This window comes from Burkholderia guangdongensis, assembly GCF_013403875.1.
In the GTDB taxonomy this organism is placed as follows: domain Bacteria; phylum Pseudomonadota; class Gammaproteobacteria; order Burkholderiales; family Burkholderiaceae; genus Burkholderia; species Burkholderia guangdongensis.
The window spans coordinates 147,114-159,778 of the sequence record NZ_JACBNX010000023.1; the positions used below are offsets into that span (position 1 = coordinate 147,114).

Annotated in this window: 8 protein-coding genes; all 8 read right to left on the reverse strand. The window is 73.2% G+C overall.

The genetic code is table 11. The features are described 5' to 3' along the window. Positions 1-52 precede the first annotated feature (52 nt). From HZI36_RS21540 to bcsZ, 8 genes are read right to left on the reverse strand one after another with little or no spacing between them, the layout of a single operon-like run. Positions 53-238, reverse strand: a complete 186-nt coding sequence (locus HZI36_RS21540) for a hypothetical protein (RefSeq protein ID WP_179404692.1) — start codon at positions 236-238, stop codon at positions 53-55. Further along, complete coding sequence (gene bcsG / locus HZI36_RS21545; RefSeq protein ID WP_179404693.1) at positions 220-1,770, reverse strand: cellulose biosynthesis protein BcsG; 1,551 nt, start codon at positions 1,768-1,770, stop codon at positions 220-222. The genes HZI36_RS21540 and bcsG overlap by 19 nt, the downstream gene beginning before the upstream one ends. 25 nt (positions 1,771-1,795) lie before the next feature. After that, on the reverse strand, positions 1,796-4,336 hold the full coding sequence (gene bcsA, locus HZI36_RS21550; protein WP_179404694.1) for a UDP-forming cellulose synthase catalytic subunit: 2,541 nt from the start codon (positions 4,334-4,336) through the stop codon (positions 1,796-1,798). After that, positions 4,333-5,160: a cellulose biosynthesis protein BcsQ gene (gene bcsQ / locus HZI36_RS21555; RefSeq protein ID WP_179404695.1), complete on the reverse strand. Its 828-nt coding sequence runs from the start codon at positions 5,158-5,160 to the stop codon at positions 4,333-4,335. Before bcsQ ends, bcsA begins: the two co-directional genes overlap by 4 nt. Continuing rightward, positions 5,157-5,369, reverse strand: a complete 213-nt coding sequence (locus HZI36_RS21560) for a hypothetical protein (protein WP_179404696.1) — start codon at positions 5,367-5,369, stop codon at positions 5,157-5,159. Before HZI36_RS21560 ends, bcsQ begins: the two co-directional genes overlap by 4 nt. Continuing rightward, positions 5,366-7,447, reverse strand: a complete 2,082-nt coding sequence (gene bcsE / locus HZI36_RS21565; RefSeq protein ID WP_179404697.1) for a cellulose biosynthesis protein BcsE — start codon at positions 7,445-7,447, stop codon at positions 5,366-5,368. The genes HZI36_RS21560 and bcsE overlap by 4 nt, the downstream gene beginning before the upstream one ends. Positions 7,448-7,458: 11 nt before the next feature. Beyond that, positions 7,459-11,385 (reverse strand): cellulose synthase subunit BcsC-related outer membrane protein, encoded by a 3,927-nt coding sequence (locus HZI36_RS21570; protein ID WP_179404698.1) that lies wholly within the window; start codon positions 11,383-11,385, stop codon positions 7,459-7,461. Beyond that, positions 11,370-12,662 carry a cellulose synthase complex periplasmic endoglucanase BcsZ gene (gene bcsZ / locus HZI36_RS21575; protein WP_218884155.1) on the reverse strand — a complete coding sequence of 431 codons (1,293 nt, stop codon included), beginning with the start codon at positions 12,660-12,662 and terminating at the stop codon, positions 11,370-11,372. Before bcsZ ends, HZI36_RS21570 begins: the two co-directional genes overlap by 16 nt. Positions 12,663-12,665: the final 3 nt, after the last annotated feature.

Consider the following 12,665-nt stretch of genomic DNA (forward strand, 5'->3'; position numbering starts at 1 on the left):
CACGACGGGGCGGCTTCGGCCGCCCTCGTCGGTTGCGCAGGCGGCGCGCGCGTCAGCCCCGCAGCCCCATCAGCTTCGCGAGCAGCGGCCACTTGACGAGCGCGTCGACGTACTCGCGGCGCGCCTGCTCGTCGACGTAGCGCGCGGGATCGAACCCGGGCGCATGGCGCGCGAGCCCGGTCACGTCGTTCGGCTGCGCGAGGCGCGCGTCGCCGTCATTCATTTCTCGTCGATCCATACGCCATCCGGAGTGCGTACCGCATAACCGGCGCCGGTCAGCATCGTCACGGTGCCTTCGTTCTCGCCGACCATCTGCGTGCGCGGCAGGTCGGCCGCGTATTGCGACAGCGTCACGCCCGGCTTGAACGGGCTGTTCGACACGAGGTTCGACAGCAGCTGCGCGAGCGCGAGGAAGCTCGACGGCGCGTCGATCACCGTGGTCGGCCCGTGGCTGCCCGGGAAGCCGACGAGCCGCACGCCGACCGGCACGTGCACGATCCGCGGCGTCGGAATCTCGCGCAGGCCGGCCACCTGGTTGCTGTCGCCGCGCAGCGCCGCGCCGTGCTCGGGCACGAACACGATCACCGCGCGCCGCCCCGACGCCGCGATCAGGTCCGCGAGCCGGTCGACGTCGCTCATCAGCCTCGTCGCGCGCAGCGGATACGAATCGATGCTCGACATCGTGCTGCCGACCACGCGATTGCCGTCGTGCAGGCTGATCGTGTTGTAGTACAGCGCGACCGGCCCGGACGTCGACGCGCGATGCGCGTACCAGTTCGCGAGCGTCGCATAGTCGTCGCGGATCTCGGAGCCGTCGAACGCGTGCATCGCGACCGGCGCGTCGGTGTTCGGCAGCATCGGCGCGTCCGGCGCGCCGATGTTGTCGTGCACGACCTGCAGGAAATTGTCGAAATGGCCATCGTGGTTCAGCAGCGTCTGCACGGTATAGCCCGCCTGCGCGAGCTGCGAGAACAGGTAGCACTGCTGCGGCGCGCGCTTGTACAGGTCGTCGTGCGCCTCCTGCCCGCAGCTCGCGCGCAGCACGCGGATCGCGGCCGGCCCGCTGTAGCTCGCGGCCGAGCTGAAGTTCGTGAACAGATAGTCGAAGTGGCTCAGCATCGGATGGTTGCGGACCTTCGCGGCGTCGAGGTCGTCCCACGCGAGCGAGCACACATGCAGCACGATCACGTCGAACTGCGCGGACGAATCGCCGGACAGATGCCCGAACGACACCTGCCGCTGCGATTCCTGCGCGCGGAACGCGCCGAGCGCCGCGTTGCGGTCGGCGCTCGGCGCGGCCTGCTCGGCAAGCGCGGACGGCATGCCCGCCGACTGCGCGCCGCGCGCGCTCAGCGCGGTGCCCGCCTGCCACAGCGGCATCGCGGCGAGCGCGATCAGCACGAACGTCGACACGCGCACCCAGCGGTTCACGACGAAGTACGCGACGAGCGCGAGCGCGACGCCGATCAGCAGCGCCGGCGGCAGCACGCGCGGCAGGATCTCCATCCAGTAACGGAAGCTGAACGTGCCGACCTCGTGCAGCGCCTCGACGAGCCGCGCGAGCGGCGGCAGATGCGCCTCGCGATGGACGAGCGGCACCGCGATCGCGAGCGCGACGACCTGCCGCGCGATGCGCAGCGAACGCCGCCGGATCGGCGCGCTCGCCGCGAGCGCGGCCGCGAGCGCGAGGTTCGCGAGCCAGATCGGCGACAGATGCCCGGTCGCGAACAGGTAGAACTTCAGGATGAAATACAGATTCCAGAACGTCATCGAGACGACTCCATCGTGATCGGTGTCAACGGCGCGCGCGGTCGAGCGCGAGCACGGCCCGCACGCGCGTCGACACGCCCTTCAGCAGGTGCGCGTAGCCTTCGACGCCGACCTGCAGCACCGCCTTCAATCCCTCGAGCGGCGTGTTGCCGCGCTCTTCGACGCGCGCGTCGCGCCAGTGCAGCCATGCGTCCGCGCGGCCGAACGTGCACTGCACGAGCTCGCGCTCGGCGTCGAGCGACAGCGCGTCGAAGCGCACGCCGACGTGCGTCGCGCTCACGCGGCACACGCGCACCGGGAAGTGATACGGCCGGTCGCCACGGTTCATGCACACGGTCAGCGTGTCGCCGATCGCGAGCGCGAGCCCCGGCACCGCGTCGAGCCCGAGCCCGCCCGCCGAGTAGTCGCTCGTGAAACACGCGGCCGTCGTGCCGTCGGCGAGCAGCAGGGTCGCGGGCACACGCATCGCGATCCGGTGCGTGACGCGCACCTGCTTCGCCTCGCGCGCGACCGCGAGCGCCGCGCCGAGCATCAGCACGTTGTAGAGGGTCCAGCTCATCGTCATCAGAATCGTCGAGGTCTCGTCGGCCTGCTCGACCACGAGCCGCCAGAGGCCCGCCGCGATCGCGACGAGGTTCAGCGCGAGCAGCACCAGGTACGGGCGCGACGTCATCCAGTCGGTGTAGCCCTCGTCGATCTTGCCGCCCTTGTCGGTCACGTTGAACTTGCCGTGCTTCGGGCTGATGAACGCGACGGTCGTCGGCAGCGCGATGTACCACGCGAGCACCGACTCGTACACCTCCGCCCAGAACGAATGGCGGAAGCGCCCCTGCATCCGCGCGTTCGCGATATTCGCGAGCACCATGTACGGCAGCACGTAGCTCGCGAGCGCGACCGCCGATGCGTTGATGAAATACAGGTGGAACAGCAGGTACGCGAGCGGCATCGTCAGGAAGATCAGCCGCGGAATTCCGTAGAAGAAGTGCAGCATCGCGTTGCCGTAGCAGATCCGCTGGATCAGCCCGAGCCCGCGTCCGAGGAACGGGTTGTCGATCCGGAAGATCTGCGCCATGCCGCGCGCCCAGCGCGTGCGCTGCTTCACGTGGCCCGCGAGGCTCTCGGTCGCGAGGCCCGCCGCCTGCACGGTCGGCAGGTATGCGGACGTGTAGCCGCGGCGATGCAGCTTCAGCGCGGTGTGCGCGTCCTCGGTCACGGTCTCGACCGCCACGCCGCCGATCTCCTCGAGCGGCCCGCGCCGGAGCACCGCGCACGAGCCGCAGAAGAACGTCGCGTTCCACAGGTCGTTGCCGGACTGCACGAGCCCGTAGAACAGGTTGCCTTCGTTCGGCACCTCGCGGAACGTGCCGAGGTTGCGCTCGAACGGATCGGGCGAGAAGAAGTGATGCGGCGTCTGCACGAGCGCGCATTTCGCGTCGCGCAGGAACTCGCCCATCGTCGTCTGCAGGAACGAGCGCGTCGGCACGTGATCGCAGTCGAAGATCGCGATGTATTCGCCGTGCGTCTTCGCAAGCGCCGCGTTGATGTTGCCGGCCTTCGCGTGCCGGTTGTCGTCGCGCGTCAGGTAGTCGACGCCCGCTTGCACCGCGAACGCCGCGAACTCGGGACGCTTGCCGTCGTCGAGGAGGAACACGCGCATCCTGGCCGCGGGCCAATCCATGCTCTGCGCGGCCAGCACGGTCGGCCTCACGACCGACAGCGGCTCGTTGTAGGTCGGGACGTACACGTCGACGGTCGGCCACGTATCGGGATCGGCGGGCAGCGGCACGATCGGCCGGTCGAGCGGCCACGCGGTCTGGATGAAGCCGAGCACGAGGATCAGCCACGTATACGCTTCCGCCGCGTACAGCATCAGCCCGACGATCGTCTCGATCCCCCCGCGGAAATCGAGCGTCTGCGTGGTGCGCCACCACACGTAGCGGACCATCGCGAGCAGCGCGAGCGACGCGAGCGCGAGCGTCGGCATGTGGCCGGGCAGCCGGCGGATCGCGAGCGCGAGCAGCGCGACGATCACGAAAAACGCGAACTGCGCGCCCGGCATCAGCGGCGACATCCCGGCCGCCGCCCACATCACCGCGCCGACCGTCAGCAGCAGCGGCGCGAGCCAGCGCCGGCGGCCGACGCGGTGCGCGCGCGCGTCGATCCACGCACCCCAGCGCGCCCACGGCAGCGCCGCGAGCGCCGCGCCGATGCGCCGCTCGAGCGCGTGCAGCGCGCGCAACGGCGGCGCCATGAGTGCGATGAGCGCGGCGAGCCGCGCGAACACGTCGCGCGCCGCGCCGCGCCGCTCGCGCGGCGGCCGCAGCCACGCGCGCCATAGCCATTCGTTGACGCTGAGCGGCTGCAGCACGCCCCACTCGGCCGCGACGCGCAGCAGCACGACGCGGACTCCGCGCCGCGCGCGGTCGGGCCGGCCCGGCGCGGGCGGCTGGAAGAACAGCCGCACGATCCAGTCGAGCAGCGTGTGATCGGCCGGCACGCCGAGGCCGAGCGCGAGCCAGTCACGCACGCGGCGCGACGCTGTGTGGAGCGGGCGCGCGCGCGTCATCTGCCGTCTCCGGCGCGCGGGCCGAGCCACGCATCGAGCCAGTTCGCGACGCCGTGCAGATCGTGCGATGCCTGCGAATGCGGAACGTCGTCGAAGATCCAGCCGCCGCGCGCGAACGACTCCGGCACGGCCGCGTCGTGATGCACGCGCACGTCGAGAATCGCGGACGGGCCGGCCGCCGCGCGCAGCATCGCGATCGCGTCGCGCTGCATGTCGCGCGCCGGGTTCAGCCGGTTCACGACGATCCGCAGTTCGACACCGGCCGCGCGCAGCGCGTCGATGCGCGCGGCGATCGTCACGCACGCGGCCGGGTCCGGCGGCGCGACGCACAGCACGAGGTCCGCGCAGCGGATCGCGTGCTCCGCGTGCTGCGACGGATAGCGGGCCGCGTCGATCAGCGCGACGCCGTGCGCGACGGCGTTGCGCTCGTTGTTATCGTCGGTGTTTTCATCGTCGTCGGCGTTCTCACCGCCCGGCAGCGCGATCTCGCCGAGCGCGCGCGCGAGCCACCGCAGGTCGGCCGCGAGGCGCGCCTCGCACGTCGCGACACCCGCCGCGTCGACCTGCCCGTACGGGACGAACAGCACGCCGTCGGCGCTGCGCCACGTGTGCGCGTGCCACGGCTCCCCGCCGCCGGCAAGCGCGGCCGCGAGGCCGGATGCGGCCAGCGTGTCGAGCCCGAGATGCGCGCCGAGCAGGTTCTGCGGATCGAAGTCGACCGCGACGACCGCGCGGCCGCGACGCGCGAGCAGCACCGCGAGCGCCGCGCACAGCGTCGTGCGGCCCGCGCCGCCGGTCGTCGACACGATCGCGACGGTCTTCATCGCGTGCCCTCCGGATCGGTCTCGCCCGCGCCGGGCAGCAGGCGCCCGCGCAGCGCGACGGGCACGAGCTCGCACGGCACCGCGTCGTGGCGGTCGAAGCGGCGCGGCGCATGGAAGCCCCGGCCGAGCCCCAGATGCTGGATCACGATCCAGACCGGCACCGCGATCGCGATGCCGACGACGAATCCGATGAAGACGATCTCGATCATTTGGCCTCCGGCGTGCGCAGCGGCATCGCGCTGCGGGTCGCGGCGCGCGGCCGCGACGTGGCGGGCGAGTCGTCGCGGGTCTCCGATGCGGCGGACGGCGGCGCGGCGAGCGGCGCGGCAGGCGCGCCGGCCACCGACGCCGTGACGGGCGACACACCCGCTGTGCCTGCCGTGCCTGCCGTGCCTGCCAAACCCGTCGTGCCTGCCGTGCCCGTCGTGCCTGCCGTGCCCGCCGCACCTCTTGCGACCGGCGGATGCATCGCCGCGAACAGATCGCTGTAATCGGGCTGCGGCGCGCGCCGGTTCTCCATCTTCAGCGCGTCGAGCTCCGCGTCGATGCCGCCGTGCCCGAGGTGCACGATCCGGTCCGACAGCCGCTCGACCGGCACGTCGAACACGTGCGACAGCGCGCCGTCCGCATCGGCCGGCTCGCACGCGAACAGGAACACGTACAGATGCTCGGCGTCGGCGGTCACGACGTCGCCCGCGCGGCGTGGCACGCAGTGCCGGAGCGCGTCCACGTGCGCGACGCCCGGCAGCAGCGTCATCTTCACGAGCGTATGCGGCAGCGCGAGCACCGCGCCACGGTCGAGCACCGCGCGAATACGCAGGCAGAACGCGCCGACCGGCAGATAGCCGACCACCGCGTCGCCGAGCGCGGCCGCGAGCGCCGCGTGATAGTCGGCCACGAGCGGGCGCGCATGAAGCTGCCCGTGCAGCGCGCGCACCGCGCCCAGCAGCCGCGACGCCGGCAGATCGCGGCCGACGACGCGGTTCGCGCCGAGGCTCAGCACGAGCATCTCGAACTGCTGGCGCAGCACGTCGCCGCGCTCGACGACCGCGATCTTCAGCGCGCCGCCGCAGCGCCGCCGCAGCGTGTGCACGTCCGCACACAGCGCCTCGAGCTGCGCGTGCGAGCGGAACGCGAGCACGGCGGTCGCCGCGCGCGCGTGCGCGCAGGCCGCGACGACGGCCGCGTTGTCGTCGACGATCTCCCAGTCGGCCGGCACCCAGCCGTCGCGTTCGACGACCGCGCGGCTCACGACGACACGCATCTCGTCGCTCGCGAGCTTCATCTGTCGCTCGGGCGCGACCGCCTCGGCGTCGACGGCGGCCGACAGCCGGCCGCTCGACGCGAAGCGCAGCGCTCGCGTCTCGCCGGCCGCGAGTGTGTCGGCCGCGCGCCAGAAATCGACGACCCACAGCAGCTCGCCGTGCGTGCGCTGCAGTTGCGCGACGCCCGCGCACACACTGTGCAAGCCGCTGCGCTTCGTGCGGCGTGCGTCGCGCACGAGCGGCGCGTCGTCGGTGTCCGCGTCGACCGACGCCGCATCGCGCTCGACCGCGTCCGGGTTCATCAGCAGCACGACCGCGATCCGGTGTGCGCGGCACCAGTCCGCGAGCGCGCGGCCCTCGTCGACGAGTGTGGCCGGATCGTCCCAGTCGAACCAGCGCTCGGCGCCCTCGACGAAATACAGCGCACGCGCACGAAAGCCGTAGCGCTTGAGCGCGCGCAGCCCGCCCGCGAGGCGCGCGAACGGGCCCGCGCGGCGCGGCGGGACGGACGGGGTGGACGCAGTGGTCGCTGTAGACGCGGTGGACGCGGTGGACGCGGTGGACGCGGTGGACGCAGTGGTCGCTGTAGACGCGGTGGACGCGGTGGACGCGGTGGACGCAGCGTCGGGTTGCGTGGCGGCGGCCGGCACCGGCATCGCAAGCACGTTCAGGTTGCGCGGCCAGCCGGGTGCGACCGCGGCGCCGCCGAAGCCACGATCGCGTAGCTCGGCCGCGACGCGCGTGTCGTCGCGCGCGAGCACGAGCGTCACGTCGCGCGTGCGCGCCTGCCGCGCGCTTTCCCAGACGAGCGCGTCGCACGCGTCGGTGCGCGCGGCCGCGTAGACGGCATAGAGCCCGCCCGGCTCGAGCGCCGTCCATTCGTCGGGCAGCCCGTCGATCGCGAGCCGGCTGACGACCGTCTGGCGCCCGTCGAGCGGCCAGACCCGCAGCCGCGCGCGCAGCCGGCCGATCAGGCCGGCGATGCCGAGCGCGGGACGAGTGGCTTCGAGATCGGTGTTCACGCTTGGCTCCATCAATAACTCGAATAGAGACGCACCGGTTGCGGGGACAAGCCGCCGCGCCTGTCGCGCGCGTCGAACGCATAGCGCAGATACAGCAGCGCGGAGCTCGGCGCGTAGTCGTGCGAGCGGTCGATGCTGAGCTGCGCGCCGATGCTCAGATGCGCGTCGACGCGATACTCGACGGCCCCGTTCACGCCGTACCAGAACGCGACGCCGTTCGTCGAGCTGCCGCCGTACACGCGCCCCGCGAGCGCCTGCGCGGACTGCAGCCCGGCGACGTTCGGCAGCCCGACGGGGAAGTACGGCGAATTCTTCTCGTAGCTGTTCGAGATGCCGCCCGTCACGGTCAGATCCCACGCGAGCGCGTCGCGATGGCCGGCCCACTCGATCGGCACGCCGAGCGACAGATAGCGCTGCGGGCTGTAGTAGCCGCCCTGCCCGTACGTGTAGAAGCGCAGATTCTGCGCGTAGTGCCACGCGCTGCCGACGAGCCCGGTGCTGATCCGCATGTTCGCGGTGCGGTACACGGGCGCCATGAAGCCGGTGCGCAGCGTCACCGCCGCGTTGCGCTCGACGTTGCGGCCGGTCAGCACGCCCGCGCCGAGATCGGCGAACAGGTTCACCGGGCCGATGTCGGCACCCGCGTGCAGATCGATACCGTCGCGGCGCACGCCGCCCCAGACCGCGCCGGTCCACGGATCGCGCAGCCCCGCGTACGACAGTTCGCTGCTCGTCTCCGGCCGGCGCGACGCGTCGACCGACAGGCTCGCCGGCCCCGCGTCGAACTGGTAGCGCACGCCGCCGACCAGGTAATGGACCGGGAAACCGAGCGGCGACGTGCCGACGTCGACGCGCCACGCGTCCGACCGGTAGCCGGCGCCGAGCCCGACGCCCGTCGCCGACTCGTGCAGCGAGCCCGGTGGCGACGCGCTCGGCGACACGAGCGCCGGATACGTCGCGAACGTGTTCAGCGCGTACGCGGCCGGATTGCGGGTATCGACGGTGCCCGCGTCGAGATGCACCGCGTCGAGATGCAGGAACAGATGGCCGTCGTAGCGGTACGGCACCTGCACGTAGACCGGCACCTGCTGCGCGCGGTACGCGGAAATGCCCTGGTCGCCGGACTTGTACGCGGGCAGCCAGCCGGTCTCGATCTCCGGGTCGCGGCGCTGCTCGAGATCCGCGAGCGCGGCCTGCGCGGGCGTGCGGCCGTCGCGGTTCACGTCGGGCGGCGCCGCGCGCTCCTGCACGAGCGATGCGCGGTACAGCGCGGCCGCGTCGGCGTAGCGGCCCTGCGTCTGCGCGACGCGGCCCGCGGCGACCGTCACGTCCGCGCGCGCCGGATACGCGGCGCGCAGCGCATCGGTGATCCGCGCGGCGTCGTCGGCATCGCGCAAGGCGGTGAGCCGCCGGACCGCCGACAGCCGCGTGTCGACGTCGTCGGCCGGCGCATGGTCGAGCACCGCGTGCACCTCGGCGCGCGCGCCCGCGCGATCGCCGCTGTCTTCGAGGATCCGCGCGAGCGCGAGCCGCGCGGCGGGATCGTCCGGCGTGCGCGCGAGCACCGGCGCGAGCGCCGCGCGCGCGGCCGCGTAGCGACCCTGCGCGCGCTCGAGCTCCGCGACTTCGAGCGCGTAGCGCGGGTCCGCGCGGCCAGCGGCGCTCACGCGATCGAGCCGCTTGCGCGCGAGCGCGTCATCGCCGTGCGCAAGCGCATCGTCGGTCTCGCGCAGCGCGAGCCGCAGCGACTGATCCTCCAGTCGCGCGGTCTGCGCGGCGGTCAGGTTCGGCGTGCCGCGCAGCGCATCGAGCCACGCGGCCCATTCGTCGTCCCGCCCCGCGCTGCCGAGCAGATCGCCATAACGTAGTTGCGCATCACGCAGTTGCACGTCCCGCAGTTGCGCATCCGGTAGTTGCGCGTCCGGCAGTTGCGCGTCCGCATCGGCCTGGCGCGGATGCGCATCGATCCAGCGCTTCAGCGGTGCGAGGCCGCGCGGCGCATCGCCCGCGTCGATCCATTGCGCGCCGGCCGCCGCGAGCATGTCGGGATCGTCCGGTGCCGCCGTCAGCGCGCGCGTCAGCGCCGCGTCGGCCGCCGCGCGATCGCCGCTCGCGAACGCGCGACGCGCATCGGCGAGCGCTTGCTCCGCGTCGAGCCGGTGCGCGAGCGCACGCATCCCGTCGCTGCGCTGCGCGTCGGCAACCGGCGCGAGCGCGGCCTGCGCACCCTCGACGTCGTCGAGTGAATTGCGATACAGCGCGCTCGCGTAGTGCATGTCGGGCGTGTCGGTGCGCGCGAGCCCCTCGTCCATCACAGCGCGGCCGAGCTGCGGCAGCCCCATGTCGCGGTAGAGCCTCGCGAGCGCGAAACGCGTCCACGGTGCGTCAGGCGCCGCGCGCAGCGCCGCTTCGTAGCGCTCGGCGGCCGGCCCGCGCTCGCCTTTGTCCGCGAGCGCCTGTGCCTCTTTCGTCAGGCGGTCCGCACGCAGGCCTTCGAGCGCGCGCCGGTCGTCCTGACCCGTCGCGCGGCGCTGCAGCGCGTCCAGCAACGGCCCGATTTGATCCGCGCGGCCAGTGTTTTCGTAGAGGATCGTTTCATCGCGCACGGCCGACACGTTCGGCGTGCGTGCGGCCAGCAGTCCGCGCAGCAGCGGCTCCGCGCCCGCCCAGTCGTGCTGGGCGAGCAGCGCGTCCGCGAGCAGCAGCTTTGCGTCGGCGCTCTCCGGCTGCATCGCGAGTGCCGCGCGCGCGGCGCGCTCGGCGTCCCGCGGCCGCCCCGCCGATGCAGCCGCGCGGCCCTGCGCGAGCGTTCCCCAGAACTGCGCGGTTCGCGCGAGGCTGTCCCATTTCCCGCGCTGATCCGGCGCGAGCGCCGCCGCGCGCGCGAACAACGCGCGCGCTTCGTCGTGCCGCCCTTCGCGCAACCGCACGAGCCCGAGCGCGCCGATCGCGTCGACATCGTTTGCGCGCGCGAGCGCGGCTTGCTCGAGCAGCGGGCCGGCCGCCGCGAGATCGCCGCGCTCGAGCGCCTTCAGCCCGCGCTGCTCGGCGACATAGCCCGGATCGCGCGCGGCGCGCATTTGCGCGTCGCGCCGCTGCTCCATCGCCGCGATCCTGTCGTGGAACTCGCTGTCGTCGGGCACGCGCGCCAGATACGCGCGCATCGCATCGAGGTACGCGGGGTCCGTGCCCGCCGCCTGCAGCACGCGGCGCCACACCGACATCGCCTCCGCATGATCGACGTCGGGCCGCTGCGCGAGCGCCTCGGCGATCCGGTTCGCGTCGCCGCGCGTCGCGTCGCGCTCGTTCAGCAGGCGCGCGAGCGCGAGCGCGGCCACGGTGTCGGACGGATCGTCGGCGACCGTGCGGCGCAGCGAAGCGATCGCCGGGTCGCGCCCGCCCGCCGCGCCCGACAGGATCTGGTAGTACTCCGCGCCGAGCGCGCCCGCCGGCGCGCCGTGCGGAAACAGCGTGACGAGCCGCCGCGCGGCCTCGTCGTCGTGGCCGCTGCGCGACAGCAAGCGAATCTGCGCCATCTCCTGCCGGCCGCTCGTCTCGACCCGGTATTCGTCGTCGGCGCGCAGCGTCGCCGGCGCGTTCGGCGCGACCGCCTTCAGCCGCGCGAGCGCGGTCTGCGCGCCGGCCGCGTCGCCAAGGCTCAGCAGAATCCGTACCTGCTCGCCGAGCAGCGCCGGATCGCCGGGCGCGATCAGCAGCGCCTTGCGGATCGCGTCGCGCGCGAGGTCGCCGCGGTGCTTGTCCTGCCACATCCGCGCGGTCGCGAGCAGGCGCCGCGCGTTGGCGACGTCGGGCGTCGCGCCGGACACGCCGGATGCGGGCACGGACGCGGTCTGCGCGGCCGGCGCGGTCTGCGCGGCCGCGCAGGCCGACGACGCGAGCCACGCGAGCCCGACGGCGCGCTTCAGCGGGCCGCGCATGACGGATGCCTCCAGAACACGTCGAGCGCGCCGTCCGCGGCGAACCGGTAGCGCGCGTCGTGCCAGCCAAGGCCGAACAGCGTCAGCACGCTCGTGTAGTAGCCGGGCGGCGTCTGCCGCGCGAGCGCGTCGGCGCGCGCCGCCTGTGCGTCCGCGAGCGCGCGCTGGCCGCGCGCGTCGAGAAACGGCACCGCCGCCGCCGAAAAGCCGCCGTTACCGTCGTTCGGAGCGGCCATGCCCGTCGTCGTGTCGACTTTTTCCGGCGGCGCGCCGTGCGCGGCGATGGCGTCGGCGAACGGCGCGAAGCGTGCGAGCAGCGGCGCCGCGAGCGGATCGCGCGGATCGAGCATGCCGGCCCACAGATAGACGCGGATCGCGTCGTACGCGCCTTGCGCATGCGTATCCGGATCGGGCGCGAAACCTGTGCCCGCGCGGTACGCGGCCCAGTCCGGCGCGAAGCCCTTCGGCGCGGTGTCGAGCAGCACGCGCGCGCTGCTCGCGGCGAGCGTGCGCCAGCGCGGATCGTCGGGCACGCGCGCGCCGAGTGCGCGGATCACCTGCGGCGGCACGTAGCTCGGATTGAGCCGCCATTGGCCGGAGCCCGTCCGGAACCCCGCCGGCCCCGGCAGCAGCGTGACGCCGAGGCCCGGCAGATCCGCCGTCTCGTCGTCGAGCACGCGCTTCGCGAGCGTGATCCCGCGCGCCGTGTAGCTGCGCTCGCCCCACAGACGGCCCGCCTCGACGAGCGCGTACGCGATCCACAGATCGGCGTCCGATGCGGCATTCGCGTCGAGCACGCGCCACGCGCCGTCCGGCGCGCGGCCCCACAGCCACGCGGGCAGATGGGAGCTCAGGTCGCCCTGCGCGAGATTGTTCTCGGTCCAGCGCAGGATCGCGTCGAACGCCGGCCGATCGTTCGCGACCAGCGCGAAAAAGAGCCCGTACGCCTGCCCTTCCGACACCGTGCGCGAGTCGGCGGAGCCGACGTCGATCACGCGGCCGTCCGGCGACACGAAATCGCGCTTGAAGGTGTCCCAGCGCGGCCAGGCGGCCGTGCACGATGCGCCGTTCGTCGACGCGCCGTTCGTGGGCGCGCCGTTCGTGGACCCGCCGTTCGCGGACGCACTGGCGGCAGCGTTGGCGGTAGCGCTCGCAGCCGCGCCGGACGACGCCGCACCGGCCGCCTGCGCGGCCACGACCGAGAGCGCGACGAGGCCGGCGCGGAGCCCGACTTGAAGGCCGTCGCCGATGCGCCGCGATCCCGTATCCGCCGCCATCCG

What these genes read in the sequence shown, in the direction of transcription:
- HZI36_RS21540 (WP_179404692.1), bottom strand. Translation starts at nt 238, where the DNA reads ATGGATCGACGAGAAATGAATGACGGCGACGCGCGCCTCGCGCAGCCG.
- bcsG (WP_179404693.1), bottom strand. Translation starts at nt 1,770, where the DNA reads ATGACGTTCTGGAATCTGTATTTCATCCTGAAGTTCTACCTGTTCGCG.
- bcsA (WP_179404694.1), bottom strand. Translation starts at nt 4,336, where the DNA reads ATGACGCGCGCGCGCCCGCTCCACACAGCGTCGCGCCGCGTGCGTGAC.
- bcsQ (WP_179404695.1), bottom strand. Translation starts at nt 5,160, where the DNA reads ATGAAGACCGTCGCGATCGTGTCGACGACCGGCGGCGCGGGCCGCACG.
- HZI36_RS21560 (WP_179404696.1), bottom strand. Translation starts at nt 5,369, where the DNA reads ATGATCGAGATCGTCTTCATCGGATTCGTCGTCGGCATCGCGATCGCG.
- HZI36_RS21570 (WP_179404698.1), bottom strand. Translation starts at nt 11,385, where the DNA reads ATGCGCGGCCCGCTGAAGCGCGCCGTCGGGCTCGCGTGGCTCGCGTCG.
- bcsZ (WP_218884155.1), bottom strand. Translation starts at nt 12,662, where the DNA reads ATGGCGGCGGATACGGGATCGCGGCGCATCGGCGACGGCCTTCAAGTC.